A 24,826-nucleotide genomic window follows, 5' to 3' on the forward strand; every position below is an offset into this window, starting at 1 on the left:
GAATCAAGCCTTTCGTGCGGCATCGAGAAGTCTTCGGCCGAGCCGTATCAGGGCTATGTCGCTGCCGGAAGGGCCAAGCAGCGACAGGCCGAAAGGAGCGCCAGCGACCGAGCCGATCGGCAAGGTGATTTGGGGAAAGCCGGAGAGCCCGGCCAGGCACAGAAGATGCAAGGCGCGCTCGCGATAGGCCTGGAACTGCTCGGGTGTGCTGTCGACGTATGGCGCCGGGCCTGGCACCGTCGGCAGGACAAGGAAGCCGTCCTTGCCGAGCAGGGCGCTCAATTCATCGCGAAAGGTCAGCCGGCGCATTTTTTCGGCTTGCGCCGTCCGGTCGTCGACCGCACGGCCGAAGCCGAAACGCTCCTCGACCCCAGGCCCAAGGTCGCGCTCGCCGCTGGTGATCCATTCGCCATGCACCGTCCAGGCCTCCCTGGCCTGCAGCCGGCGAAAGCACCAATAGAGTTCATCCGGCGGAGAGCTGAAGCGCGTCGTCGGCGTCGCCGGCGTGCCGAAAACCGCGCCGGCCAGCGCCTTCATTCCCGCATATTCGGCGAGTGCCGGCCGGGCGACCATTTCGTCCAGCCAGCCGAGCGTCAGCGGGCGGTCGAGCGGATGCTGGTGCGGGTCGCGGCCAAGCAGCAGCTTGCCGACGGTCTCGTAGGTTTCAATGTCGTCGGCGAACCAGCCGAACGTGTCGAAACTGGGGGCCAACGGCATGGTGCCTTCGAGGGAAATGCGGCCATGCGTGGTGCGCAGCCCGATCAGCCCGCAGAAACTTGCCGGCGCGCGGATCGAACCACCGGTGTCGGACCCCGTGGCGATGCCGGCCAGCCTGCCCGCCACCGCCGCCGCCGACCCCGACGACGAACCGCCGGTGACGCGGTCGGGAGCCGCCGGATTCACTGGAAACGGAAAATGCGCGTTCTGGCCGAACAGAGCGAAGGCGAGCTCGTCGGTCTGGGTCTTGCCGACGAAACGCGCGCCGGCGTCGAGAATCATCTGCACGGCGGGTGCCGTGCGCGACGCGGCGTGGCCCTCGGCGAATTTCTGCAAATTGCCGCAACCGGTACGGTAGCCGGCAACGTCGTAAATGTCCTTGACCGCCAGCCGCAGCCCGGCCAGCGGCCCAAGCTCGGCATGCGCCACCGGCATCTGGCGAAGGTCGAGAAAGGCATTGAAGGGGCCGTGCGTGCCTGTCATCGTTCGATATCCGGATACGGTTGCGCCAACATTGTTCGATGCCAGAAATTTTACAACCTGGGATACGATTTTTATTGATTGTGAAATGCTTCGCTCTTATATCGCGCTTGCCCAAAGTCGCACGTGCCTGTGGGTGTCCGCCGGTCCTCGAATGGTGAGGAATTCGGTAAGGTAACTGGAGCCAACCCCTCCAGTCGGTTTAGCGGCCAACCGCCAGACCGAGGACACCTTGAAGCAACGACGGTGCGGGCCTTTCTGGTTCTCTGCCGGTTGTCCAAAGACCGGGGTTACTGAAGAGGCACACCTTCATTGCCGGCAGTGCGGAACGGGGTTCTCCCAATCCAAGCCAAGGCAGACAAAGCGAACCGAAGCCGGGCAAGGCCAAGGTTCATCGCCGCGAGACGGCGTTTCATGGTTCCGGGGTCTCCACCGGCTGGTTCCATGGATTTTCCGTCCCGCCTTTGTTTGACCGCGTGTTCGCGAGGCCGAAAGCCCGTGTCCGCACCCTTGTGCGCGCCGAAAGGCGCGATGGAGAAACCCGATGGCTACACAGCGCATCCTCGACTTCCTCGCCACCCGACGCCCGTCCGGCCCCTGCCTCGTCGTCGACCTCGATGTCGTGCGCGACAATTTCCGCGCCTTCGAGAAGGCTCTGCCCGATTCCAGGATCTACTATGCGGTGAAAGCAAACCCGGCGCCGGAAATCCTGCGCCTGCTTGCTGCGATGGGCTCGTCCTTCGACACCGCTTCCGTTGCCGAAGTCGAGATGGCGATGGACGCCGGTGCGCCGGCGGACCGCATCTCCTTCGGCAACACCATCAAGAAGGAGCGTGACATCGCACGCGCCTTTCAGCTCGGCATCAAGCTGTTCGCGGTCGACTGCGTCGAAGAGGTCGAGAAAATCGCCCGCGTCGCTCCCGGCGCCCGGGTGTTCTGTCGTGTGCTGACCGATGGCGAAGGCGCCGAATGGCCGCTGTCGCGCAAATTCGGCTGCGTGCCTGACATGGCCGTCGACGTGCTGCGCCATGCCAAGGGCCTCGGCCTCGACGCCTATGGTGTGTCGTTCCATGTCGGCTCGCAGCAGACCGACCTGACCGCATGGGACCGTGCGCTGGCCGACGCCAAGAAGGTGTTCGCGACGCTCGCCGAAGAAGGCATCGTGCTCAAGATGGTCAATATGGGCGGCGGCTTTCCGACGCGCTATTTGCGTGACGTGCCGGCGTCGCAGGCCTATGGCCAGGCGATCTTCTCGGCGCTGCGCAAGCATTTCGGCAACGCCATTCCCGAGACCATCATCGAGCCGGGCCGCGGCATGGTCGGCAACGCCGGAGTCATCAAGTCGGAAGTCGTGCTGATCTCGAAGAAGGCCGACAACGACAATGTGCGCTGGGTGTTCCTCGACATCGGCAAGTTCGGCGGTCTGGCCGAGACGATGGACGAGGCGATCCGCTACCCGATCGTCACCGCGCATGACGGCACCGAGACCGCGCCTTGCGTGCTCGCCGGCCCGACCTGCGATTCGGCCGACGTGATGTACGAGAAGACGCCGTATCCGCTGCCTTTGTCGCTGACCATCGGCGACGAGGTGCTGATCGAAGGCACCGGCGCCTACACGACCACCTACTCGGCTGTCGCCTTCAACGGCTTCGAGCCTCTCCGATCCTACGTGATCTGACGGCTCGCTAGAGCTGTTCAGATCATCCCAGGTGGGCGCACGTCGCCCGCTTGGGCTCGCCTGTGGAACAGATCTCCGCTCGCCAGGGATCGCGGAAATGGAAATGTCAGTTGAAATCGTAGCTCATGCGCCGGCCTTCGTAATGGCCGCCGAAACCGTTGCCGACGTGGCGGCGCGCGAAGCCTTGCTCGATCGTGCCATGGGGCCGAAGCGCAAGACCAAATCGTCGGAGAAGCTGCGGCGCGGCCGCCGGCCCTCCGAGGGCCTGGCCTTCGTCGCGCGCTATGCCTTGGGCGGCGTGGCCGGCACGGTGCGGCTATGGGACGTCACCTTGGGCGAGGGCGGTCCGGCAGCGCTGCTGCTTGGTCCGCTCGCCGTCGATCCCTCGCTCACGAGTGCCGGCATCGGCTCGGCGCTGATGCGCCATGCGATCGCGGAAGCCGCGCGCCTCGGCCACGCGGCGATCCTGCTGGTCGGCGACGAGCCCTATTATGGCCGCTTCGGCTTTTCGGCCGCCAGGACCGGTGCGCTCGCCATGCCGGGGCCTTACGAGCGGCACCGCCTGCTGGCGCTGGAACTGGTGGATGGCGCGCTTGACGGCGCCGAGGGTACGCTGAAGGCGTCCGGCCGCAAGCTCAAGGCGCAGGCGCAGATCCTGGCGCGTGAGGCTTAAGCGCGACTCCTTCAATACAAAACGCCGCCTGAAAAGGCGGCGTTTTGCTATTTCAAGGCCGCTTCTGGCGGCTGCGTCCGTTCAGCCGATCAACTGGCTCAGCGCCATGGCGACGGTCATGTCGCCTTCGACCTTTATCTTGCCGGTCATGAAGGCCATGGTCGGATTCAGGTCGCCCGCGATCAGAGAATCCAGATCGTCGAGCGACAGCTTGATGGTGCAGTCGGCGGGAGCATCCGTGGTCGAGACGGTTGCGCCGTCGATGACGATGACGCCGTCGCTACCGGTGTCGAATTTCACGGAACGATCGAACCCGCTGCTGGCCACGCGCGACTTGATCTTCTCGGCAATCTCCTGAACGCTCACGCTGTTCTCCTGTCTGGTTGCATTCTGTCGCGCATCGGCACTTCGGTCCAGCCGAAGTCCATGCGGCATCACTGGCGATCATGATCGCTGCCGCATATAGCTTTGGATTGACGTTTACGTCAACGCGAATTGCAGGAATCGGCCCCGACCCCGACTGCTATCGGGGCGACCGGAACCGGGCCGATAGCTCAATGCGCGCTGACCGGCTTGGGAGTCTCGGGCGCCGGGGTTCCGGCGTCCTGCCGCCGGCGCAGCCAGTTGTCGCGAATCTCATCCTTGCTGAGGAAATTGACCTGGTCGATCAGGACCTCATGGACCAGGGTTGCGCCGACACGGGTGTTGATCGTGTCGCGGATGGCGGCGCGAAAGGCATCGAGGTCGACCGTCGCCTTCTTGCTGAAGTCGATCTGGGGGTGGGCGTAGAGATAGGTGTAGACCTCGTCCGTGATCAGCGCCTCGGCTGGGATCGACAGCTTCTTTATCTGCTCCGGTTCGACGGTATAGACAAGCTTGGCCAGGAAGTAGCCGTCGATCTTCGAATCGTGGATCAGCGGCACCGAAATGACGTCGGTCTTGACGTAGTCCAACCCGCCCAGCATCGGCTTGGGTTTTTCGCCGACGCCGCGTTCGCCGGCGGCCTGGAACGAATAGAACACCGCGCCGAGCGTGGCGGCGCAGATCCAGACTGCTATGGCGATGACCTTGATCATGTTGATCCCGAGCCCGGCATCGCCGCGCTCTAACCTTTCTGCCTGCCGAACTCGCCGGCGGAGTAGGTGCCGTCGGTTTCGGCGCGCTGGATGGCGCTGCGCAGCAGGCCGGCGACTTCGTTGACGGCGCTCAGATGCGCCAGGATGGCGGCCTCGTTCTTCGCCAGCTTCTGGCGCAGCCGGGTCAGGCCCTCGCGGTGCTGCTCGAGGAATTCGGCCTCGCTGCCGCCCTTCATGGCACGGGTCAGCTCGTAGAGATAACGGCTCTTGCGGGCGTTCGACGCCTTGAGGTCATAGCCGGTGTCGGTGCGGATGCCGGCGGTCTCTTCCTCGACCACCTCCTCGATGCGGCCGATGATGGCAGCAAGGTTTCCAGGCCGTGCAAAGGCGGTCGGTGCGTCCGACGCGCTCGCGCGCGCTGGCAGGTTGGCGGTCAATTCGGAAGAGTCGGCCATGGTGTTTCCCAGTCTAGATCTTGATGTCTGTTTTTATGGTTGTCTCGTCGCCGGTCATCGACTTGGCGGCCTTGCGCTGCAATTCCTGGACGAGCGAGGTCGACAGACGGGTCTGCTGATCGATCTCGGTCTTTTCCGGTCCGTTCGAAACCGGGCCGATCGGCACCTTGCGCTTGCCGTCCATGTAGTGGTCGGCGAGCAGCGACTTGGCGATGCCGATGCCGCCGCGGTCTGCCATGACGTCGGCGACGCGCTCGGCGAGCTGCGATTTCCACATGTCGCCGGCGAGACCCGTGCCGTAGACGCCCTCGGTATCCTTGGGCAGCATGTTCTGGATGAAGGTCTGCAAGACCATCGCCTCGAACTTCTTGAATTTCTTGGCAGGATCGGCTGTCGCCGCAGCCTTGTCAGCCGTCGCGCGCGACAGGATCGAGCCTGCATCGACCGAGGCCGCGGTGTCGACCGAAAACGTGCCGGCGACGCTCCCGGCGCGCTTGGTCAGCGCGGCGCGGGCAGCCTCTATATCCATCGGATCGACAGCTCGGGCGACATCCATCACGATGTCGCTGGGTGGAGAGATCGCCAAGAAGGTCCGCCTTTTGCCGGGTTTCCTTAGCCAGGACCATGCCTCAACAAGCTTGTGGCAGGCTTGCGGGGAGTGGGGAGGCGCAGGGGCGGGAATCTGGTCTGCCAAGTGCCAGAAGCAGAACATGAGGGGATGACGCTAGTCGATAAGCAATCAGCTTGTTCGGAGCGGATCGCTCGAGACTTTCGTCACCCCCACCCAAATCAGCGCACCGTGCTCGGCACGGGCGTGTTGAGAAGCTGCTGCTCCCAAAGATACGCGATGCCGCTGCCGCCGAAGTGCTGGATGAGAATTTCGGTCAGCTCCTCGACATGCTCGGTGCGCGCCCAATCGCGTTGCCATTCGCCAGCGAGCGCCATCACGGTCATCACGTTCGCGCCGGCCGTGATCATTCGCTGGATGGCAACTTCGTGAGACTCCTTCGAAATGCCGCCCGACGCGTCGGTGATCACGGTCACGTCCCAACCTTCGCCGGCGGCCTGGATAACAGGCATTGCGACGCAGACCTCGGTCCACAGACCGGCGATGATCAACTGCTTGCGGCCGGTCGCCTTGACGACGTTCACCACATTCTCGTCCTGCCAAGTGTTCACCCAGGTGCGATCGATGACTTCCTGGTCCGGAAATACGTCGGTGATCTGCTTAAAGAGAAGTCCACCGCGCGCCGCGATCACGCTGGTGAGAATGGTTGGAACATTGAAGGCTTTTGCCAGCTTCGCCAGCGCAGTCGTGTTGTTGACCACCATGTGCGGATCGTGGCTGTTCAGGTTTGCGAGCTGATAAGGTTGGTGATCGATCAGAACGAGGACCGAGTCTTCAGGACGAAGAAGCGAATCAAGGCCGTTGCGAGGGGTCATCAAGACTTCCTTTCTCTGCTGCCATGGACGGCAATGGGTTCAGGGGAGACATGCGCCAGCGGGCGGCGTTGCCTGGACGCAATTTGCTGTTCCTCTTGGTGATGCGGTAGTGCCATAGTCAGGCAAGCTGCGTCGCGAAATGAGGAACGCCGGAATGGACATTGAAGATCTACAGACATTCGTCGCGGTGGCCGATGCAGGGGGCGTATCGGCCGCCGCGCGCCGGCTCGGCGTCTCCAAATCGATCGTCAGTCGGCGGCTCTTTCGGCTTGAAGCGGAGCTTGGCGTCCAGCTTCTTGCACGCACGACCCGCGGCGCCACGCTTACAGAAGCGGGAATCACGTTCAGGGATCATGCGGCCCGAGCCAGCGCCGAGATCGACACGGCCAGGGAAACGATCCTCCCAACCGGTGATCTGCGCGGTCGCCTGAGGGTTGCCATGCCGCTTTCTTTTGGCCCGACCCACTTCGCCCCCGTGCTTGCGGAAATGGCGCATCATCACCCTCAGCTCCACATCCATACTTCCTACAGTGATCGCTTCGTCGACCTTGTCGCGGAGGGTTTCGATTGCGCGATCCGGGTCGGTTATCTTCAGGACTCCTACCTGATCGCGAAGCGCATCGGGCCGATCTACGGAAAGCTTGTCGCAAGCCCGGCTTATATCAAAGCGCACGGTTCACCTGAGACGGTAGAGCAACTCGTCGACCATCAGGCCCTCATGCAGGGAACGGAAGCCTGGCAGTTCATGGATGGCGACAAGATCGTCACGGTTCAGCCGCAGGGCAGGTTCAAGGCCGACAACGCTACGGCGCTTGCCGTTGCCGCTGCGGCAGGACTCGGCATCGCCTGGCTCCCCGATTGCATCACATACGAATATGTGGCCTCCGGCGCGCTGGTTCCGGTGATGACACGCTATCCCCCACCTTCGGCAGGCGCTTATGTCGTCCGACCGCCGGGTCGGCACCCCGCGCGGAAGGTCCGGGTCCTCATCGAAATGCTGATCGAGTACTTCGCACGAAATCCGGACGTTTGGGGTGTCGACCGTTAAACACAATTTCCGCGGCAGGCGGATGGGCTGTCTTCGCAACATTGATGAATTCGGGCCAATGATCGAGCCCCGGCACTATTCCTCGCCCCGCTTCTGCGCGATCAGGTCCAGGCGCTCGCGGTCTGATCTCTCGCGTTCGTCGCGGTTGCGCACGTCCTTGTAGGCGCGCTCGACCATGTTGGTGCGGGCGCTTGCCGCGGCGATGAGGCCGGCTTCTTGCCTTGCGCTTTCCAGGCTCTCCTCCTGGCGCACGACGGCCTGGGCGATGCGGCGATGATAGAGATCGGGGAACAGGCTGGAGAGGGAATTGTCCTGGTCGAAATGGCCGATCAATTCGCGGGCTTCGGTCTCGGCGGCGTTTGCCGCGGCGACGAAGGTGGCGTGGCGGGTTTCGTGCAGGGCTTTCAGCTGCTCCTGCACCTTGACCAGTTTTCTCAAGCGATCCTTGCGCGTGCTCATGTCACCTCGCCAGCGTGAGGTCGACGAAGCCGTCGACGAACAGCGACAGCATGGTGCCGATGGCGAAATAGAAGATCAGCATGCCGCCGGCGATGACGAAGGGCTGGGAGATGAAGTAGATCGGGATCTGCGGGGTCAGCTTGTTGACGAAGCCGATCGTCAGGTTGACGAGAATGGCATAGGCGACGAACGGGCTGCCGAGGCGGATGACCAGGAAGAACGTGTCCGACACGGTGTCGGTGACGTCGACCAGCGCTGCCTGCGGGTTGAAGAAGACGTTGACCGGCGCGACCGTGTAGGACGTCACCAGGGCGCGGACGATCTCGTGATCGAAGTCGAAGACGAACAGCATCAGCAGCGCCGAGAACGAAATGATGGCGGCAAGCGCCGCCTGCGGCTCCGGCTCCTCGATCGCCGGTCCGCCGGAGCCGCCATAGCCGATCAGCATGGCGATGGCCGAGCCCATGAAGCGAAGCGATTCCATGTAGAGCCTGGTCATGGCGCCGATCAGTCCGCCGACCAGCAGCTCCGAGACGATCATCGGCACCAGGATCTGCGGGCGCGGATCGACGAAGGGAAAGATCTTGTCCCACAGGAAGGCGAGCAGGCCGCCGGTAGCGGCGACCGCGACGAACAGCCTGACCTGAACCGGGATGCGGGCGCTGGACAGGCCCGGCATCAGCATGAAACAGGCACCGATGCGGCAGAAGGCGAGAAACGCCGCGATGACGACGGCCTGCGAGAGAACGCTCACGATATGGTCCCGAGCACCCTGATCTCGACGCCCTTGGCGATTTCGACATGGGAGAGCACCGGCAGCGTGGTGAACAGGCGCTCGATGATCATGCGCACATAGGGGCGGGCGTCGGGCGCCGTGACCAGCACGAAGCGCTCGCCGGCTTCCAGATGTTTCTTGATCGCCTTGGTGGCGTCCTGGCCGAACTCCTCGAGCTGGCGCGGATCGATGTCGAACTCGCGCACCTCGCCCTTGGCGTCGCGCTTGAGGCTCTGGTGGAAGGCGAGGTCCCAGCGGTTGCCGAGGCGCAGCACCTTGAGCACGCCGCCTTCCGAGAGGTCGCCGCAGATCTGCTGGGCCATGCGGATGCGCACATGTTCGACGATCTGCTCGGTGCGGCGCACATGCGGCGCGATCTCGGCGATGGCCTCGATGATGAGGTGCAGATTGCGGATCGAGACGCGTTCGGCAAGCAAAAGCTTCAGCACCGCCTGCAGGCCGGGATAGGAGATGTGGGTGGTGCAGATCTCGTCGGCGAGCTTGCGGTATTCCTGGTCCTGGCGTTCGAGCAGCGCCTTCATGTCCTTGTAGGAGAGGAGCTGCGGCAGGTTGTTGCGGATGACTTCCGAGAGATGCGTGAGCAGCACCGACATGTTGTCGGCGAAGGTGAAGTTCTCGCGCTTCAGATCCTCGGCGAAGGTTTCCATGACGGAGTAGGCGCGCATGCCGAAGGCGGGCTCGCGGATTTCCTCGCCGGGGATTTCGGGTATATCGCGGTTGCCGAGCAGCACCATGATCTCGCCGACGCGCATCGAATATTCGGCGACTACGGTGCCGTGCACCTTGATCTGATAACTTTTCGGCGGGATGGCGAAGTCGTCGGCGACACGGACTTCAGGCACGACGAAGCCGTATTGCTGGGCGAATTTCTTGCGCATCTTGGACATGCGGAAGACCAGTTCCTGATGCGAGACCAGGAGCCGGGTCGAAAGCTGCTTGCCGATCAGGAGTTCGATCTCGGCGGTGGCGAGCGAGGCCTTGACCGAATTCTTTTCTTCCTCGGCCTTGGTCGCCTTCTCCTGGCTCTTCAGTGCCTCGGCCTCGGCGACGGCCCGGTTGTGGCGCATCGGAATGACATAGCCGAGGCCGGCCATGCCGGCGGCGAGCGCGAAGAACGGGAACAGCGGCAGGCCGGGCATCAGACCGAGCAGCACCAGCAGTGCGGCCGCCACGTAGAGCGCGCGCGGATGGGCACCGAGCTGACCGAACACGGCCTGGTTGGTCGAACCGCGCGTGCCGCCCTTGGAGACCAAGAGGCCGGCGGCGAGCGAGACGATCAGCGCCGGGATCTGGGTGACCAGACCGTCGCCGACCGACAGCTTGATGAACACGTCGGCGGCCTGGCCCATGCCCATGCCGTGCCTGATGTAGCCGATGGCGATGCCGCCGACGATGTTGATGGCGGTGATGATGAGGCCGGCGATGGCGTCGCCGCGCACGAATTTCGAGGCGCCGTCCATCGAGCCGAAGAAGGAGGATTCCTCTTCCAGTTCGCGGCGGCGCAACTGCGCGGTCTTGTCGTCGATCATCCCGGCGGAGAGGTCGGCGTCGATCGACATCTGCTTGCCGGGAATGGCGTCGAGGGTGAAGCGCGCGCCGACTTCGGCGATACGGGTGGCGCCCTTGGTGATGACGATGAAATTCACCACGATCAGGATCATGAAGACGATGAGGCCGATGACGAAGTCGCTGGCCATGACCAGCTTGGAGAAGCCGGCGATGACATAGCCGGCGGCGTGCGTGCCCTCATTGCCATGCGACAGGATCATGCGCGTGGTGGCGATGTTGAGCGACAGGCGCAGCATGGTGGCGATGAGCAGCACGGTCGGGAACGAGGAGAAATCGAGCGGCCGCTGGATCCACAGCGCCACCATCAGGATCAGCACCGAAAGCGCGATCGAGAAGGCGAGGCCGATGTCGATGAGGAAAGCCGGGATCGGCAGGAACAGCACCGCCAGGATGACGATGATGCCGAGCGCGAAAAAGATGTCGCGGCCGTTCTTGGCCACCGCGCCGGGCTGGATGCTTTCGCTGATCGCCATTCTCGTCCTCGAACCCATGGGCTGCCGAGCATGCGACAGCCCGGCGAGGGTAGCTGGCCAAGCTTGCGCGAGGGTGGGAGAGTGGCCGGATGACTCTCTCGCGAAGGACAATCCATGCTGCTGATCATCGGTACGATCCGCCTGCCGCCCGACAGGCTCGACAAGGCAAGGCCGGTGATGGAACGCATGGTTCGCGCCAGCCGCGCCGAGGACGGCTGCCTTGAATATTCCTATGCGCAGGATGTGCTTGATCCCGGCTTGATCCGGGTCACCGAGGCATGGCGCGACAGGACAGTGCTCGATGCGCATTTCCGCTCGCCGCATATCGCCGACTGGCGTGCGACCTGGCCGGAGCTCGGCATCGGCGAGCGCAATCTCGTGCTCCACGAGGCCGGCGAAGCCATGCCGACCTGAGCGGTCCGGCGCCCCGATCCTTGCCGGCCGCCAGCAAGCAATCAGGTCCCGGCGGTGTCGGCGGTGGCAACGCCGACCAGCCACCGCCTGACCGCCCGTTCCTCCGCCGCCGACAGGCCGTCGGCCAATTGCCTCTCGATCGCATGCACCCGGTCCCGGCATCGCCGCAGCAGCGCCTCTCCGCTGGCGCTGAGCTCGATATGCTGGATGCGGCCATGAACAGCGTGCGGCTTGCGCACCAGCGAGCCGGCCCGCTCCAGATTGGTGACGATCACGCTGAGCGTTTGCGGGGTGAGCAGCGCCAGCCGGGCAAGATCGGCGTTGGAGAGGCCTGGATAGGCCGCCAGCATGGTCAAAGTGACGAATTGCGGCTGGGTCACGCCGAGGTCGGCCAGCGCCCGGTCGACTCTCAGCCGATGCGCGCCGGCCGCCTGCCGCAGGAGATAGCCGAGATAACCTTCCTCGCCGCGTTTGCCTTCGCCCGGAGCTGGAACCGACGGAGGCTGATTTGGCTTGCGCATGATGTAAGAGCTCTTATATGTAATTCGAACACTGATATTAAAGCAGAGCGAGGACGAAGACGATGGCCTATCGGATTTTTCTCGCCGGCGCCTCCGGCGCCATCGGGCAGCGGCTGGTCCCGCAACTCCTGGCCGCTGGCCATCAGGTGACGGGCACCACGCGCAATGCCGACAAGGCCGCCAGATTGGAGGCCCTTGGCGTCGAGCCGGCGGTTGTGGATGTATTCGATGCCGAAGCACTGATGCAGGCGATGCTTGCTGCCCGCCCCGACATCGTCGTCCACCAGTTGACCGACCTGCCGGCGGGCCTGGACCCGAGCCGCATGGCCGAGGCTGTCGTGCGTAATGCCCGCATTCGCGACGAAGGCACCCGCAATCTGGTCGCCGCGGCCGCCGCCGCCGGCGTCAGGCGCATGGTGGCGCAAAGCATCGCCTGGGCCTATGCGCCAGGCCCCGAGCCGCATGCCGAGGCCGATCCGCTGGATGGCGGGGCAAGCGGCAACCGCGGCATCAGCGTCGGCGGGGTCATCGCGCTCGAAACGGCCGTGCTCGACGCACCATTCGCCGGCATCGTCCTGCGGTATGGCCAGCTCTATGGCCCGGGAACGGGAGCGAATACGGCCGCCGGCGCGTCGCCGCTGCATGTCGATGCGGCCGCCCATGCCGCGCTGCTCGCGTTGGACAAGGGCGCGCCCGGCATCTTCAACGTTGCCGAACCCAACGGGGCCGTCTCGACGCGAAAGGCGGCCGAGGAACTCGGCTGGCGCGCTGATTTCCGCTTGCCCGCCTGAACCAATCCGCTCGGAGACATCGACATGATCAGCAATCATGCTCGTTTGCGCACTGGCCAGTCCCTGATCGCTATCAGTGCCGTCGCGGTTCTGTTCGCGCTGGCGGCGAAATGGGCCGGTCCGGGTTTGACGGGTGTTCTGCCGGTTGGCATGGAAACGCATATGAACATGGAAGGCGCTGCCGAGGGCAGCCCCGCCGCCGCGCGGCCCAAGACGGTCGTCACGCCGGTCTCTTGCGAAAGGCTGCCTAACGTGCCCGGCAAGTCGATCACCACGGTCGTCGTCGCATTTCCTCCAAATGCCTATACCCGACACCGGCATCCGGGCTCGGTCAGCGCTTTTGTGCTGAAGGGCACGCTGCGTTCGCAACTGGCGGGCGGCCCCGTCGGCACCTATACGGAGGGACAAACCTGGTTCGAGCCACCCGGAGCGATCCATCTCTTCGCCGAGAATGCCAGCACGACCGAGCCAGCCGAACTGCTGGCCACCTTTGTTGCCGACGACGATTGCGGCCTGCTGACGATACCGGACTGACCGCACGACGCCGGCGGTGGCTTTCCGCTCCCAGGGCGAGAAAAGCCGGATCGGGCGGTATCGCGGCCATATTGGCGCCTTTGATGTCGGCATTGTGGTTGTCACGACGTGCCGCCCGGCGTATCAGGCGGGTCTTCCTTTGCCTTTGATATCGGCGAGCCGTCCCGGTGCTTTCCAGAAACCAACCCCAAGTCTACGCCCGCCGGCTGCGCGCGGTGCTTTTGAGGTCAGTCCCTCTCCTGGAGGCGCGCGGCATCGCCGTGGTCATCATGGCGGGCGCTGTCGGCGTCATGGCCGGCATACTGGTTACCTCGATGAGCCAGATCGTGCAGGACCTGCACGGGCTGATGTTCGGTGTCCAGCCCGGCGGGCGGCTGTCCGGCATGTTCTCGCTCGCCAATCCGATGCAGGCGCTGATCCCTGCGATCGGCGGCATCCTGCTTGGGATATCGGTGATCTGGCTGAGGCTTCGGAAATTCCGCACGCCGGTCGACCCGATCGAGGCCAACGCGCTCTATGGCGGGCGCATGTCGCTGACCGACACCTTCATCATCGTCGTGCAGACGATGATTTCCAGCGGCTTCGGCGCCTCCGTAGGCCTGGAGGCCGGCTATACGCAGGTTGGCTCCGGTGTCGCCTCGAGGATGGCGCGCGCCTTCAGGTTGCGCCGCAACGATGTCCGCATCCTGGTCGGCTGTGGCGCCGCCGGCGCCATATCAGCCGCCTTCGATGCGCCGCTGACCGGCGCCTTCTACGGTTTCGAGCTGGTCATCGGCATCTACTCGGTCGCCAATGTCGCGCCTGTCATGACGGCCGCGGTCTCGGCGTCGCTGACGGCGGAAGTGTTCGGCGGCGTACCGTTCCCGCTCGAGCTTTCAGGGTTGCCGCAACTCACCGCCAGCCAATATGTGCCATTCCTTCTGCTCGGCCTGCTCGGCGGCGCGGCCTCAATCGCCATCATGCAACTGGTGACGCTGATCGAGCGCGGTTTCAACAGGCTTTCGATCGATGCCTCGCTGCGGCCCGTCATCGGCGGTGTCCTAGTCGGCCTCCTCGGCCTGATCACGCCGCAGGTCCTGTCCAGCGGCCACGGCGCGCTGCACCGCGAGTTCGCCATGAATTACGGGCTGGCGGTGGTGGCCAGCGTCTTCGTGCTGAAGCTGGCTGCGTCGGCCATCTCGCTGGGCTCGGGTTTTCGCGGCGGACTGTTCTTCGCCTCGCTGTTCCTCGGCGCGCTGCTCGGCAAGGCGTTCGCCGGTGTCATGGCGCTCGTCTCGCCGGCGACCGGCATCGACCCCTCGGTCGCCGCCGTCGTCGGCATGACGTCGCTTGCCGTCGGTGTCGTCGGCGGTCCGCTGACCATGACCTTCCTGGCGCTGGAATCGACCCGCGACCTGACGCTCACCGGCGTGGTGCTGGCCGCTTCGATCATGGCGGCGATTCTGGTGCGCGAAACCTTCGGCTATTCGTTCTCTACCTGGCGCTTCCACCTGCGCGGCGAGACGATCCGCAGCGCCCACGATGTCGGCTGGATGCGCAGCCTGACCGTCGGCTCGATGATGCGCGAGGACATCAAGACCATCGATGCGTCGACGACGCTGGCCGCCTTCCGCAAGGAGTTCCCGCTGGGGTCGGCCCAGCGCGTGATCGCCGTCGACCCGGGGGACGAATATGTCGGCATGCTGATCGTGGCCGAACTGCACAGCGATCCTTCCGGCGGCGAGGTGCCGGTGCGCGATCTTGCCCAGTACAAGGATGCCGTTCTGGTGCCCAGCATGAACGTGCAGACCGCCGCCGAGACCTTCCAGCGCGCCGGCGCCGAGGAACTGGCCGTGGTCGAGGACTTCGCCGACCACATCGTGCTCGGTCTGCTGACCGAGGGGCATTTGATGCGGCGCTATGCCGAGGAACTCGAAAAGGCGCGCCGGGACCTGTCGGGCGAGGGATAGGCGCGCCTGCGGTTTCCGAACTCGTCAGTGCTCGATCGGTCCCTTGGCAGGCACCAACGCCGTGCCGGCGGTTGTCGGGCGCTCGATCACGCGTCGCACGCGCGGCGGCTCATCGCCTGAGTGCAGCGCCCGCAAGCGTTCGCCGACCATGGCGTCGGCATGGGTGATGCGGCCGTTGTGCCTGACATATTCGAGCCAGGTCGGCGTGTGGTAATGCTCGATCCAGATCGACGGATTTTCGAGATCGCGCGCCAGCGTCCAGTTGCGGGCACCGTCACGGCGGCGGATGCGGCCACGTTCGGCCATGGTGGCGAGGAATTCCGCCTCGTCCTCGTGCCGGATCACATATTCGATCATGATGGCGATCGGGCCGCTGCGCGGCTTGAGGTCGAGGGCGAGATGCGGTTCCTTGAAGCGATTGAGCGGGTCGAGGTTGAGCACCTGCTGTTGCGGCAGCGGCAGCACAAGGCCGAGGGCGCCGCCGGCGAGCATTGCGATGGCCGCGGCGATCAGCGCGGTCCCGGCACCATGCGCATCGGCGACGACACCCCAGATCCAGCTGCCCAGCGCGATGCCGCCGAAGGTGGCGGTCTGGTAGACCGAGAGAACCCGGCCGACCACCCAACGCGGCGTCGCCATCTGCACCGTGACGTTGAAATGGGATAGCGCGATCACCCAGCAGGCGCCGCCGACAAGCAGGCCGAGCGAGGTCTGCCAGGCATGCTGGCTGATAGCGGCGTTCAAGGCGCAGGCAGCGAAACCGGCGAAGGCGCAGCGCACCATCGTCTCGCTGGAGAGCAACTGCCGCAGCCGCACGCTGATCAGCGCGCCGCCGACCGCGCCGATGCCGAAGGCGCCCAGCATGATGCCGTAGGTCAGCGCGTCGCCCCTGACGACGTCGCGGGCCACCAGCGGCAGCAGCGCCAGCACCGCGCCGGCGCTGAAGCCAAAGGCCGCGCCCCTGACCAGCACCTTGCCGATGTTGGGCGACATGGCGACGTAGCGCAGGCCGGCACCCATGGCGGCTCCCAATGACTCGCGCGGCAGGGCCGAGACCGGTACATCCGGCTTCCAGCGTGCCAGCACGACGATGAGGCCGACATAGCTCACCGCGTTCGCCGCGAAGGCGGCGGCCGCACCGGCGGCCGCGACGATGATGCCGCCGATGGCCGGGCCGACGCTGCGGGTCAGGTTGAAGCCCATGGAGTTCAGCGCCACGGCGGCGGGCACCTTGTTGCGCGGAACGATGTCGCCGACGGAGGCCTGCCATGACGGGCTGTTGAGCGCCGTGCCGCTGTCGATCAGGAAGGTGAAGGCCAGCAGCGTCCACGGCGTGATCAGGTCCAAATAGGTGAAGGCGGTCAGAAGCGCCGAAACGACCAGCATGAATGTCTGGGCGACCAGCATCACCTTGCGGCGGTCGAAACTGTCGGCGATGGCGCCGGCGACAAGCGCGAATAGCATGATCGGCAAGGTGGTCGAGGCCTGGACCAGGGCGACCTGATACGGCGAGGTGGCGATGGTGGTCATCATCCAGGCGGCGCCGACACCCTGGATCAAGCCGCCGAAATTGGAGACGAGGCTTGCGCCCCACACGGCGCGGAAGATGCCATGCCGGAACGGCGCCAGCGCCGAGACGCTTTCGCTATCCGGCTTTTCGTCAATCATGGGCGGTTCCTGCCACGGCGCGCTGATCCTTGCGGTGATCCGTTTCCCCGCATGATTTGCCGAAACTATGGCATCGCGGCGCAAAGGGCGAATGCCTTGCGGGGAAGATCATGGTCCAACAAGGGGATAGCGAAGGGCCACACGCCTGTGCCGGAAGGCGCCGAGCATCCTTTCTGGAATCGCTCAGAAACCGTTCTGGATGCGCTCGAAGATGACATTGGTGAAGGCCGATATCTGGCCGCCGATGAACGGGCCCGTAAGCGCCACCACCAGCATGATGGCGACGATCTTGGGCACGAAGGTCAAGGTGATTTCCTGGACCTGTGTCAATGCCTGGATCAAGGCGATGCCGATGCCGACGGCCATTGCGACCAGCACCACCGGCGCGGATGCCGTCAGCACCGTCCACACCGCGTACTGGACGATATCGAGTGCGTCGGCCTCGTTCATGTTGGCGGTCGGCCTAGCTCGCCGGCTTGATCGATACGCCCGCGCCGACGGGGACCGTGGTGCCATCCTGCAGCACTGCGATCAGGCCGTTGCTGCCAAGCGTCACCGACGCCACCGTGCCCGTGGTCTTACCATCGGCCGAGGTGATGTTGCGGCCTATGAGAGCGTCGGCCTGCGACAGCGCCGACGACTGCATGATCTGGTCGAGCTTGGTGTTGGTCTGCACCGACTGCTCGACCTGCGAGAAGGTGGCGAGCTGGGCGACGTACTGCGTCGAATCCATCGGCTTGGTCGGATCCTGGTTCTTCATCTCGGCGATCAGAAGTTTCAGGAACGAGTTATAGTCGACAGCGGTCTTGGCGGTCTGCGTGGTGGTCTGGTTGGCGCCAACCGGTACCGTCGTCGTCATATCCACGGTCATTAGTATCGTGCTCCTACGGCCAGCGGGCGCGCGGCGCCCGGAATATCGTCATTGCCGCCAAGCGCGCGGCGTTCGAGAGGATAAAGCGAACGGATCGCCTTCAAGGCCTCGTAGATGTGATCCTCGCCGACCATGCGGTCGACCTGTTTCAGCGCGCTGCCGATCTCGGCGTCTTCGAAACTTGCAATAAGCAGCGGCAGCGAGCGGCGGAACATCTCGCGGGCTTCATCGGCACCAGCGGGGTTCATCAGCATGACCTGCACGATGAAATAGAGCTGCCGCAATGGCGTCGACGCCTCGTCGGCCTGGATCACATGGCTTTCGAGCAGGAACTGCACGTCGTTCATCAGCTCGACGGTGACCTTGCGGTCGACGCGGATGACGGCGCCGTTGATGTAGATCTTCTCGTTGGGTTTCAGCGAGATCTTCAGCGTGTTGGTCATTGAATGCCGTCGCGGATGATCTGGGACACTTCGATCAGCCCCTCGAAATTGTCGGTGCGGCCCTGGCGGATGTCCTCGGCCTCGCGCAACAGCCACAGGCCGATGGAAATCAGGTTGGCGCGCAATTCCTTGGGGAGTGCGTTGTCGCTGGAGCCAAGATCCTCGACGAAGGTGGTCCAGACGCGATTGGTGAAATGCAGCGCCTCCACGGCCTCCATCGAAGCCTGACCGGCCGCGGCGGCGGCCGACAGCATGTCGATCGAGCGGGTCAGCAGCTCCCGTTCGCGGTCCTTGGCGTCCGCGACGGAGGTGCTCTGAACGTCGGCGTAGGAGAATTGGTACATTGTTGGCTCTACCGTTCCGCTAGAGGTGTCAGGTCAGGTAATTCAACAGGCTGAGCTGCTGCAGGCGCGCCGTCAGAGCGAAAGACGTCTCGATATGCTGCGTCAGGTCGGCGACGCGGGTCGCTGCTTCCGCCGGATCGACTGCTTCGAGATCCAGAATGTGCCGTTCGAACAGGTCGATCTGCGTCTTCATACGGTCGCTGGCGTCGGAGACGCGCTTCTGGACGATGCCGGTCTGGGATTGCACCTGCGCGATGCCGCTCAGCGCCTCGCCGACCAGTTTCTGCGAATGGTCGACGATGCTGTCCTTCGCCGCCTGGCTGATATTGGTGGACATCAGGCTGGAGACCAAGGCGGCCGCCATGGCAAGCTTCCTGATACCGTCGCTGTTGGCGCCGGTCGAGGTCTCGGTGGTTTCGTTGAGCGCGATGCGGCTGACGATCTGCTGGTCGGTCGCGTTCGACATGTTGGTCTGCCAGCCCGCGCCGAGGAACTGCGGCGTGACATCGTTGGTGATGAAATCATCCATCTGGGCCGCGGTGATGTTGGCCGCGGCCGGGTCATTGGGCGTGAAGCCGAACTTGGCGACGAAGGAGGCGTCAAAGGCGGCCTTGGCGGGAGAGCCGGCGGCCGTGAAATCGTTGATGGGCTTGACGTCGGTGTTTGTGCCGGCGAACAGATATTCGCCGTTGACGCTGGTGTTGAGGATCGACGTAAGCTGCTGGATGGTTGTCTGGCCGGTCGATTGGGTCAGGCTGTCGGTGTTGTCGCCCGACGATGCGGTGGTCAGGCTGGACAGGAAAGTCTGCGCGACGTTGGAGAGTTGGCCGAGCGAGGTCTGGGTCGATGAGAGCCGGGCGGCCACCAGTCCGTTGGAATCGACAATGACGTTGAGCCGGTCGAGGTCGCGCGAAAAGGTGACGGACTGTGCGGTACGCCCACCGAGTGCCAGACCGACATCGGCGACCTTGCCGGTCGAGGACTCCTTCGTGGCTTTGACGAGATCGGCCTGCATACGCATTTGCTGATAGCGCATGGCATTCGTAAGGGCAGCAGAGGAGACAAAGGTCATGGCTTATCCCACCGCGTTCAACAGAGCCGTCATCATGTCGTCGACGGTCTTCATCATCCGGGCGGATGCCTGATAGGTGTGCTCGAGATCGAGCATCAGCGACATCTCCTGATCGACATTGACGCCCGTTGCGTTGGACAAGGCATCGGCGCTGCGCTGTGCCAGGGCTTCCTTGGCGTCGGCTGCGGTCGAAGCCTGCTGACGAACGCCCTGCAACCAGCCGATCGAATTGGCGGCGTAGTCGGCAACGCTGGAGGTTGCCGAAATCCCGGCCGAGGGATCGAACGTCATCGGCTTGTCGAGCTGGTCGCCATAGGCGACCAGAAGGTTGGAGTATGAGGCCCCGCCAGTGTTGGCGACGTATGCGGCGCCATTGGCGCCGCCGTCACGCAGCAATGTCGGGTTGCCGCCAGTGCTGGGATCCATCGCGGCGTTGATCTTGATCGTTCCAGCAAGGCCATCGACGAGCGTGCCCGCGGCTGGCACCGCCGGTGCGCCCGACCAGGTGAACAGGCCCGCCGCGTTGGGCATCGACGGTGCGGTTTCGGCAAAGGCGGTGATAAGGCCGCGGGCGGTTTCGTCGAGCTGGCTCTGCATGGTCGAGGCGACGCCGTCGCGCAATTGCAGCAGGCCGGCAATCGTGCCGCTGGCGGTGGTGTTGCCGCCGCTGCCCGCCGAGACCGGTACGTTGTCGATGTAGACCGCGTTGCCGGCCGCACCCGCGGCATAGCCCGAAGATGGGGCGAAGCTGACGGCGCGTGGGATCGTCTCGAACAACGTCGTGCCGTCACCCGTGGTGATGACCATGTCGTTGTCGCCACGCGTGAAGGTCGATACCGGAATGTAATTGGCGATCTTCTTCAATAATGCGTCGCGTTGGTCGAGCGCATCGGAAACGTCGGTGCCGGAACGGGTTCCGGACATGACCGCCGTGTTGGCATCCTGGAACTGGTTGAGCAGCGAGTTGAGATCCTTGACGGCGGTATCGATCTGGCCGTCGGTCTGGGTACGAAAATCCTGAATGGCCTTGGAGCCTTCATTCAGGGACCGCACGACCTGTTTGGCCGCGTCGATCACGCTCGAGCCAAGATTCTGGTTGGACGGCGAGGTGGCGTATAGCTGCAGCGCCTGCTGCAGATTGGCGATGGCGGTCGAAGGTGAGGAGGCGTTGTCGACGCCATTCACTGAAACGTCGAGCTGGTCCATGCCGCCGTAGAGCGCGTTCTGGCCGGCGTAGGCGGACAGAGCGCCGAGGTTCTGGCGAAACAGCAGGTCGTTGGCTGCACGCTGGACATCGACCGAACGCGCGCCGGGCGTCGTGCTGGTGACCAGCGCGATGCGGCGCGAATAGTTCGGATTGTCGGCGTCTGCCACGTTGCGCGTGACGACGCTTGTCTGCCGCGAGGTGGCCAGAAGCGCCGATTGGGCGATGCTCAGTGCGGAGGAAAGCGACATGCTGGTCTTTCACGGGCGGAGCCCGGTTTATCTCTTCAGGTTGACGAGGACGTCCATCAGATCGGACCCGGTCTGGAAGACTTTGGAATTGGCGGTGTAACTGCGCTGAGCCGCGATCATGTCGGTCAATTCCTCCGCGATATCGACGTTGGAATTTTCGAGCGCGCCGGAAATGATCGAACCAAGCTTGCCTTCGTTGGCAAAGCCGACACGGATGGCACCGGAGTCGGTGCCTTGCGCGTAGACATTGCCAGGCAGCGCCTTGAGCTGGTCGGGGCTCTGCACGTCGGCCAGCGGAATTTTGTAGAGCGGCTTGGAGGTGCCGTCCTTGTACTGGGCGTAGATGGTGCCGTCCTTGCTGATCTGCACCTTGTCGATGGTGCTCGGCGCGTTGCCGTTGACCTGTGCGTCGGAGACGGTGAAGCCGGTGCCGAGCTGGGTCAGCTTCGACAGATCGAGGTCGAGGCTGGCGCCGCCCGGTACTGTGAATGAAACGTCGGTCGGGGTGCCGGTGAGCTTGCCGGTCGTGGTATCGAAGGTCAGGTTGGCCGTGCCCAGGGCACCGCCGGCAGCGTAGGGGAAGCCAGTTCCGGCCGTCGCCTTCGATTGGTCGAAGACCGCCACCTCCCAGGTGCCGGCACCGGTATTGGTGAAATAGACGTCGAGCAGCTTCTTGTTGCCGAGATTGTCATAGGCGACCATCGACGATTTCGAAGTGTACTGCGCGCCCGCCGAGTTCGTGCTGGGCAGGTTGCCGGCGGCGACCGGTGTCGCACCTGCCGGCAGATTGCCGCTGAAATTACCCTGGGTGCTCGGCGTCGCGGTCAGTCCCTGGTCGGAGATGACAACCGGCTCGAGACCTTCGAAGCCGTTGACCGTCGCCGCCGGAGTGCCGTTGGCATAGCTGTAGGCCATCAGCTGGAAACCGGCGGCATTGACCAGCCGGCCCTGGGCATCGGGAACGAAGGCGCCGGCGCGGGTCAGGAAAGGCGTGCCGCTCGGGTCCTGGACCACAAAGAAGCCATCGCCGCTGACGGCAAGGTCGGAGACCGAGGTCGTGTATTGAAGCACGCCCGGATCGCTCACCGCCTGGCGGATCGTCGTGGTGACGCCGCCGGAATTATAGGCGCCGCCGGTCGACGGCATGATCAGCGTCGAAAATTCGGCCGAAGACCGCTTGTAGCCGGTGGTGTCGGAGTTGGCGATGTTGTCGGCCGTTGTCGACAGGCGGTTTGCCTGGGCATTCATGCCGGAAACGCCGGTCCGCATCATTCCGTAGAGGCTCATCGAGATGTCTCCGCAATATCCATGCCGCTGGCTTCGAGGCTACGCGTCCTGTCTTGCGCGAGGCTGGCGCGGTGCCGCATCAGAACACGAGCCGGTAGCCGAGGAAGCGCTTGGAATCGATCGGGTCAGTGCCGAGCTTCTCGCGCAGTTTCTTGCGCAACTTGCTGATGTGGCTTTCCACCACGTTCTCCTCGACCTCTTCGTCGAAGATGCCGTAGATGGCGTTGAACACCTGGGTCTTGGTGACGCGGCGGCCGCGATTGCTCGCCAGATATTCCAGGATACGGCGCTCACGGCGCGGCAAGGGCAGCGGCTGGCCGTCGATCTCGGGATCGCGGCCGTCCATGAAGATGCGCATGGCGCCGATCTCGGTATAGGCGACGTCCTCGCTGGCGCGTCGGCGGATGGCGGTGATGCGGGCCAGGATTTCGCGGATGTGCACCGGCTTGCGGATGACGTCGTCGACGCCACTCTCGAACAACCGCAGCGTGTTTTCCAGCGAATGCTGCTCGCTGAGCGCAATGACCGGAGCTCCGGTGCGGTCGCGGATCTGGCGCGGCGAGATCGCGCCGTCACGGCAGTCGCCGATCAGGAAGGCCCGGACCGAACGCAGATCGGTGTCGGCGGCCGAGTTGACCCACTCGCCGAATTCACCCGGCGCGAAACCGGCGCAGGCGATCCCCTCGCGGTCGAAAAGTGAATTATAGCCCTCTGTCACGAGCTCTCGCTCGTCAACGATAACGATCATCGGCCCCGCCTCCGAATCAGCACATTTGCCCCGTGGGGAAAGGCGTATCCGCTGGCGGGAATCCTGAACAACCATCATTTCTTGTAACTAGTTTCTTGGGAGTCTGGAATCGCATCGGTTGCATTAGCATGCCGCCAGATATGCTTACCCGTCCAACTCGTGACGAAGTCGTACTACCCGCTTCGTGTCAGGGGATCGATGTATTAGCAGGAGAAAATGCGCTTAGGGGTTGCAGAAGGCGCGGGCGTTCGCGGTCCATTTGCCAAAGCCGGTGGCCACCATGTTGGCGATCACCCTGCAGACATAGACCTTCTGCGCCGGATCGTTGTCGGGACCGGCATGATAGCGGGCGACGGCCATCGACCACGTCTCGTGGCGGGCATGGAGGCTGGCCAGAAAGCGGGCCGCGTAGTCGACGTTCTGGCGTGGGTCGAGCATGTCCTCGACGCTGCGGAAATGCGAGGCATGGTAGTGATGGTTGATCTGCATGCAGCCGAGATCGATCAGCGTCTTACCCTCGCGCTGGGCGTTGGCGAAGGCGGCAAGGGCTTCGGTGCGGCTTCTCGGGAAGACTGCTTTCCCCTCTATATTCAATGCGTTGGGCTGAAGACTGCCTTTGTTGCCGGTTTCCGTCAACCCGACGGCATAGAGGATACCGGCGGGCACGCCATAGCGGTCGGCGGCACGCAGGATCTCGGGTTCGCAAGGATTGGTGGCGGCGCCAGCGCTGCTCGCGAGGCTAGATAAAGATATCGCCGCCAGCGCGCTCGCGAGAAGGCGAAGCGGCGCGGCCGTGTGCTTGCGCTTCATGATGGTTACCCCTTGCGGATTGATGACCCGACTGCTGGCCGCCGGCTCCGCTATTGCCGCCGCCGGAATTTCCAGGCTGGAAGAATGATGGATCGCGGCCCGGTGCAGCGCTGACGGAGGCGGTTGTATCCGTCCGGGTTGTAGAGGGAACTGCGACCGAAGGTTGCAGGATGGTGACCTTATCAACCTCGAAGCCCAGTCCGCGCAGCGACTTGCCGATCGCCTCGCTGTCGCTGGAAAGCCGGCGATAGGCATCGTGTGTTTCGGGCTTCAATTCAATCGACAGTTGTTCACCAGAGAGCCGAAGATGGGCAGTGACCATGCCCAGTTCGGCCGGGTGAAGTTCGATCTTCAACACATGTGTCGGAACGGCAACAGAGCCCGTCAGCTGAGCGGTCGCGGAAGCCGTGGAAAGCGCCTGGTTCGGGCCGCCATCGGCTGAAATGGCGCCGATCACGTTGAGGGCTGCCTGGCTCATCGGCGCCTGCGGCGGCGCAGGAAAGCTGCGTTCGGAAACCACTTCGATGCGTGTCGCCGCCGACTGGCGTTTTCCCGGCTCGGACCGCAATGAGGACTGAAGGTCGGTGATGGATTTCAGCTGCGGCGGCGCGTGTTGCGTCTTCACGCCCGGCACCTCCGCGGACGCCTCGGGCAGGGGGCCGGCCGCGATGGTATTGTCGTGTTTCGGCGCGCCGGCGGCATCGCGGACGAACTGACCGTCGAGTTTGGTCAACGGTCCGTCGACGAGCGATACCCGCTCAGGCTTGGACATGGGCTCGAGACCGTCGGCGGCGGATTTCGGCCGATAGGCCTTCGACGGAAGCTGTCCAACGACAGCCTCGTGTTGTCCTGTTTCGCTCGCGCTTGGGTCGGCCGACTTGGCCGATGTCGAGAAATGGCGCAGGTCATGAAAAGCCATCAGCAGCGGCAGATGCTCATCGAGCGCCGTCGCGCCCGGTTCGGCGGCCGGCGCGTCGGCGTCGGCATCCTTGTCCGCCCCGGCGTCCTTGCCGTCCTTCATGGATTTCGCGGCAGACGATCCGCTCGGCGTG

28 protein-coding genes are annotated in these 24,826 nt (G+C 64.1%); 7 read left to right on the plus strand and 21 right to left on the minus strand.

Going from position 1 to position 24,826, the window contains the following annotated elements:
- Positions 1-3: 3 nt before the first annotated feature.
- The gene (locus LB536_RS12455; protein ID WP_224592605.1) at positions 4-1,200 is read right to left on the minus strand and encodes an amidase; all 1,197 of its coding nucleotides are present in this window, start codon (positions 1,198-1,200) and stop codon (positions 4-6) included.
- A 541-nt stretch (positions 1,201-1,741) separates the two neighbouring features.
- Between LB536_RS12455 and odc2 the strand changes: the two genes are divergently transcribed.
- The gene (gene odc2, locus LB536_RS12460) at positions 1,742-2,875 is read left to right on the plus strand and encodes an ornithine/lysine decarboxylase (RefSeq protein ID WP_224592608.1); all 1,134 of its coding nucleotides are present in this window, start codon (positions 1,742-1,744) and stop codon (positions 2,873-2,875) included.
- 97 nt (positions 2,876-2,972) lie between these two features.
- The gene (locus LB536_RS12465) at positions 2,973-3,548 is read left to right on the plus strand and encodes a GNAT family N-acetyltransferase (protein ID WP_224592610.1); all 576 of its coding nucleotides are present in this window, start codon (positions 2,973-2,975) and stop codon (positions 3,546-3,548) included.
- Between the two features lie 81 nt (positions 3,549-3,629).
- Here LB536_RS12465 and LB536_RS12470 read toward each other — a convergent pair whose 3' ends face one another.
- The 5 genes from LB536_RS12470 to LB536_RS12490 form a co-directional block, all read right to left on the minus strand.
- Positions 3,630-3,914 carry an SCP2 sterol-binding domain-containing protein gene (locus LB536_RS12470; RefSeq protein WP_027144782.1) on the minus strand — a complete coding sequence of 95 codons (285 nt, stop codon included), beginning with the start codon at positions 3,912-3,914 and terminating at the stop codon, positions 3,630-3,632.
- 188 nt (positions 3,915-4,102) lie between these two features.
- The gene (locus LB536_RS12475; RefSeq protein ID WP_224592613.1) at positions 4,103-4,624 is read right to left on the minus strand and encodes a hypothetical protein; all 522 of its coding nucleotides are present in this window, start codon (positions 4,622-4,624) and stop codon (positions 4,103-4,105) included.
- A gap of 29 nt (positions 4,625-4,653) precedes the next feature.
- Complete coding sequence (locus LB536_RS12480) at positions 4,654-5,079, minus strand: hypothetical protein (RefSeq protein ID WP_140755974.1); 426 nt, start codon at positions 5,077-5,079, stop codon at positions 4,654-4,656.
- Positions 5,080-5,092: 13 nt separating this feature from the next.
- The gene (locus LB536_RS12485) at positions 5,093-5,665 is read right to left on the minus strand and encodes a rod-binding protein (RefSeq protein WP_224592616.1); all 573 of its coding nucleotides are present in this window, start codon (positions 5,663-5,665) and stop codon (positions 5,093-5,095) included.
- A 203-nt stretch (positions 5,666-5,868) separates the two neighbouring features.
- On the minus strand, positions 5,869-6,522 hold the full coding sequence (locus tag LB536_RS12490; protein WP_224592619.1) for a hydrolase: 654 nt from the start codon (positions 6,520-6,522) through the stop codon (positions 5,869-5,871).
- 154 nt (positions 6,523-6,676) lie between these two features.
- On the opposite strand from LB536_RS12490, the gene LB536_RS12495 reads away from it, so the two are divergent.
- Complete coding sequence (locus LB536_RS12495) at positions 6,677-7,570, plus strand: LysR family transcriptional regulator (protein ID WP_224592622.1); 894 nt, start codon at positions 6,677-6,679, stop codon at positions 7,568-7,570.
- A 75-nt stretch (positions 7,571-7,645) separates the two neighbouring features.
- Here the strand turns inward: LB536_RS12495 and LB536_RS12500 are convergent, their stop codons facing one another.
- Genes LB536_RS12500 through flhA form a run of 3 tightly spaced genes read right to left on the minus strand, consistent with a single transcriptional unit; the run spans position 7,646 to position 10,867 of the window.
- Positions 7,646-8,029 (minus strand): hypothetical protein, encoded by a 384-nt coding sequence (locus LB536_RS12500; RefSeq protein WP_140810543.1) that lies wholly within the window; start codon positions 8,027-8,029, stop codon positions 7,646-7,648.
- 1 nt (position 8,030) lies between these two features.
- On the minus strand, positions 8,031-8,783 hold the full coding sequence (fliR, locus tag LB536_RS12505; protein ID WP_140810541.1) for a flagellar biosynthetic protein FliR: 753 nt from the start codon (positions 8,781-8,783) through the stop codon (positions 8,031-8,033).
- Positions 8,780-10,867 (minus strand): flagellar biosynthesis protein FlhA, encoded by a 2,088-nt coding sequence (gene flhA / locus LB536_RS12510; RefSeq protein WP_224592625.1) that lies wholly within the window; start codon positions 10,865-10,867, stop codon positions 8,780-8,782. The genes fliR and flhA overlap by 4 nt, the downstream gene beginning before the upstream one ends.
- A 114-nt stretch (positions 10,868-10,981) precedes the next feature.
- Between flhA and LB536_RS12515 the strand changes: the two genes are divergently transcribed.
- Complete coding sequence (locus LB536_RS12515; RefSeq protein WP_224592628.1) at positions 10,982-11,281, plus strand: putative quinol monooxygenase; 300 nt, start codon at positions 10,982-10,984, stop codon at positions 11,279-11,281.
- A 41-nt stretch (positions 11,282-11,322) separates the two neighbouring features.
- Here the strand turns inward: LB536_RS12515 and LB536_RS12520 are convergent, their stop codons facing one another.
- Positions 11,323-11,802, minus strand: a complete 480-nt coding sequence (locus LB536_RS12520) for a MarR family winged helix-turn-helix transcriptional regulator (RefSeq protein ID WP_224592630.1) — start codon at positions 11,800-11,802, stop codon at positions 11,323-11,325.
- A gap of 62 nt (positions 11,803-11,864) precedes the next feature.
- On the opposite strand from LB536_RS12520, the gene LB536_RS12525 reads away from it, so the two are divergent.
- From LB536_RS12525 to LB536_RS12535, 3 genes are all read left to right on the plus strand, one after another.
- On the plus strand, positions 11,865-12,593 hold the full coding sequence (locus LB536_RS12525; protein ID WP_224592632.1) for an NAD-dependent epimerase/dehydratase family protein: 729 nt from the start codon (positions 11,865-11,867) through the stop codon (positions 12,591-12,593).
- A 24-nt stretch (positions 12,594-12,617) separates the two neighbouring features.
- The gene (locus tag LB536_RS12530) at positions 12,618-13,127 is read left to right on the plus strand and encodes a cupin domain-containing protein (protein ID WP_224592634.1); all 510 of its coding nucleotides are present in this window, start codon (positions 12,618-12,620) and stop codon (positions 13,125-13,127) included.
- 167 nt (positions 13,128-13,294) lie between these two features.
- Positions 13,295-15,076: a chloride channel protein gene (locus LB536_RS12535; protein ID WP_224592636.1), complete on the plus strand. Its 1,782-nt coding sequence runs from the start codon at positions 13,295-13,297 to the stop codon at positions 15,074-15,076.
- A 24-nt stretch (positions 15,077-15,100) separates the two neighbouring features.
- Here LB536_RS12535 and LB536_RS12540 read toward each other — a convergent pair whose 3' ends face one another.
- The 11 genes from LB536_RS12540 to LB536_RS12590 form a co-directional block, all read right to left on the minus strand.
- Positions 15,101-16,744 carry an MFS transporter gene (locus tag LB536_RS12540; protein WP_224592638.1) on the minus strand — a complete coding sequence of 548 codons (1,644 nt, stop codon included), beginning with the start codon at positions 16,742-16,744 and terminating at the stop codon, positions 15,101-15,103.
- 183 nt (positions 16,745-16,927) lie between these two features.
- Complete coding sequence (gene fliQ, locus LB536_RS12545) at positions 16,928-17,194, minus strand: flagellar biosynthesis protein FliQ (RefSeq protein ID WP_013893193.1); 267 nt, start codon at positions 17,192-17,194, stop codon at positions 16,928-16,930.
- A gap of 13 nt (positions 17,195-17,207) precedes the next feature.
- The gene (gene flgD, locus LB536_RS12550) at positions 17,208-17,615 is read right to left on the minus strand and encodes a flagellar hook assembly protein FlgD (protein WP_140755952.1); all 408 of its coding nucleotides are present in this window, start codon (positions 17,613-17,615) and stop codon (positions 17,208-17,210) included.
- Positions 17,615-18,058, minus strand: a complete 444-nt coding sequence (flbT, locus tag LB536_RS12555) for a flagellar biosynthesis repressor FlbT (RefSeq protein ID WP_140755950.1) — start codon at positions 18,056-18,058, stop codon at positions 17,615-17,617. The genes flgD and flbT overlap by 1 nt, the downstream gene beginning before the upstream one ends.
- Complete coding sequence (flaF, locus tag LB536_RS12560; protein ID WP_140755948.1) at positions 18,055-18,402, minus strand: flagellar biosynthesis regulator FlaF; 348 nt, start codon at positions 18,400-18,402, stop codon at positions 18,055-18,057. The genes flbT and flaF overlap by 4 nt, the downstream gene beginning before the upstream one ends.
- Positions 18,403-18,430: 28 nt before the next feature.
- Positions 18,431-19,474 (minus strand): flagellar hook-associated family protein, encoded by a 1,044-nt coding sequence (locus tag LB536_RS12565; protein ID WP_140755946.1) that lies wholly within the window; start codon positions 19,472-19,474, stop codon positions 18,431-18,433.
- Positions 19,475-19,477: 3 nt separating this feature from the next.
- Positions 19,478-20,929, minus strand: coding sequence for a flagellar hook-associated protein FlgK (flgK, locus tag LB536_RS12570; RefSeq protein WP_224592640.1), 1,452 nt, complete (start codon positions 20,927-20,929; stop codon positions 19,478-19,480).
- Between the two features lie 27 nt (positions 20,930-20,956).
- Complete coding sequence (locus LB536_RS12575; protein ID WP_140810529.1) at positions 20,957-22,216, minus strand: flagellar hook protein FlgE; 1,260 nt, start codon at positions 22,214-22,216, stop codon at positions 20,957-20,959.
- Between the two features lie 79 nt (positions 22,217-22,295).
- Complete coding sequence (locus tag LB536_RS12580; RefSeq protein WP_015315897.1) at positions 22,296-22,964, minus strand: response regulator transcription factor; 669 nt, start codon at positions 22,962-22,964, stop codon at positions 22,296-22,298.
- A 222-nt stretch (positions 22,965-23,186) separates the two neighbouring features.
- Positions 23,187-23,774: a transglycosylase SLT domain-containing protein gene (locus LB536_RS12585; protein ID WP_224592642.1), complete on the minus strand. Its 588-nt coding sequence runs from the start codon at positions 23,772-23,774 to the stop codon at positions 23,187-23,189.
- Complete coding sequence (locus LB536_RS12590; protein WP_224592645.1) at positions 23,704-24,795, minus strand: flagellar hook-length control protein FliK; 1,092 nt, start codon at positions 24,793-24,795, stop codon at positions 23,704-23,706. The genes LB536_RS12585 and LB536_RS12590 overlap by 71 nt, the downstream gene beginning before the upstream one ends.
- Between the last annotated feature and the right edge of the window lie 31 nt (positions 24,796-24,826).

Source organism: Mesorhizobium sp. ES1-3 (genome assembly GCF_020164795.1).
GTDB lineage: Bacteria > Pseudomonadota > Alphaproteobacteria > Rhizobiales > Rhizobiaceae > Mesorhizobium.

Bases quoted from the DNA above. Each gene is read 5' to 3' on its own strand.
- LB536_RS12455 (WP_224592605.1), bottom strand. From the start codon at position 1,200: ATGACAGGCACGCACGGCCCCTTCAATGCCTTTCTCGACCTTCGCCAG.
- odc2 (WP_224592608.1), top strand. From the start codon at position 1,742: ATGGCTACACAGCGCATCCTCGACTTCCTCGCCACCCGACGCCCGTCC.
- LB536_RS12465 (WP_224592610.1), top strand. From the start codon at position 2,973: ATGGAAATGTCAGTTGAAATCGTAGCTCATGCGCCGGCCTTCGTAATG.
- LB536_RS12475 (WP_224592613.1), bottom strand. From the start codon at position 4,624: ATGATCAAGGTCATCGCCATAGCAGTCTGGATCTGCGCCGCCACGCTC.
- LB536_RS12480 (WP_140755974.1), bottom strand. From the start codon at position 5,079: ATGGCCGACTCTTCCGAATTGACCGCCAACCTGCCAGCGCGCGCGAGC.
- LB536_RS12490 (WP_224592619.1), bottom strand. From the start codon at position 6,522: ATGACCCCTCGCAACGGCCTTGATTCGCTTCTTCGTCCTGAAGACTCG.
- LB536_RS12495 (WP_224592622.1), top strand. From the start codon at position 6,677: ATGGACATTGAAGATCTACAGACATTCGTCGCGGTGGCCGATGCAGGG.
- LB536_RS12500 (WP_140810543.1), bottom strand. From the start codon at position 8,029: ATGAGCACGCGCAAGGATCGCTTGAGAAAACTGGTCAAGGTGCAGGAG.
- flhA (WP_224592625.1), bottom strand. From the start codon at position 10,867: ATGGCGATCAGCGAAAGCATCCAGCCCGGCGCGGTGGCCAAGAACGGC.
- LB536_RS12515 (WP_224592628.1), top strand. From the start codon at position 10,982: ATGCTGCTGATCATCGGTACGATCCGCCTGCCGCCCGACAGGCTCGAC.
- LB536_RS12520 (WP_224592630.1), bottom strand. From the start codon at position 11,802: ATGCGCAAGCCAAATCAGCCTCCGTCGGTTCCAGCTCCGGGCGAAGGC.
- LB536_RS12525 (WP_224592632.1), top strand. From the start codon at position 11,865: ATGGCCTATCGGATTTTTCTCGCCGGCGCCTCCGGCGCCATCGGGCAG.
- LB536_RS12530 (WP_224592634.1), top strand. From the start codon at position 12,618: ATGATCAGCAATCATGCTCGTTTGCGCACTGGCCAGTCCCTGATCGCT.
- LB536_RS12540 (WP_224592638.1), bottom strand. From the start codon at position 16,744: ATGATTGACGAAAAGCCGGATAGCGAAAGCGTCTCGGCGCTGGCGCCG.
- fliQ (WP_013893193.1), bottom strand. From the start codon at position 17,194: ATGAACGAGGCCGACGCACTCGATATCGTCCAGTACGCGGTGTGGACG.
- flgD (WP_140755952.1), bottom strand. From the start codon at position 17,615: ATGACCGTGGATATGACGACGACGGTACCGGTTGGCGCCAACCAGACC.
- flbT (WP_140755950.1), bottom strand. From the start codon at position 18,058: ATGACCAACACGCTGAAGATCTCGCTGAAACCCAACGAGAAGATCTAC.
- flaF (WP_140755948.1), bottom strand. From the start codon at position 18,402: ATGTACCAATTCTCCTACGCCGACGTTCAGAGCACCTCCGTCGCGGAC.
- LB536_RS12565 (WP_140755946.1), bottom strand. From the start codon at position 19,474: ATGACCTTTGTCTCCTCTGCTGCCCTTACGAATGCCATGCGCTATCAG.
- flgK (WP_224592640.1), bottom strand. From the start codon at position 20,929: ATGTCGCTTTCCTCCGCACTGAGCATCGCCCAATCGGCGCTTCTGGCC.
- LB536_RS12575 (WP_140810529.1), bottom strand. From the start codon at position 22,216: ATGAGCCTCTACGGAATGATGCGGACCGGCGTTTCCGGCATGAATGCC.
- LB536_RS12580 (WP_015315897.1), bottom strand. From the start codon at position 22,964: ATGATCGTTATCGTTGACGAGCGAGAGCTCGTGACAGAGGGCTATAAT.
- LB536_RS12585 (WP_224592642.1), bottom strand. From the start codon at position 23,774: ATGAAGCGCAAGCACACGGCCGCGCCGCTTCGCCTTCTCGCGAGCGCG.
- LB536_RS12590 (WP_224592645.1), bottom strand. From the start codon at position 24,795: ATGAAGGACGGCAAGGACGCCGGGGCGGACAAGGATGCCGACGCCGAC.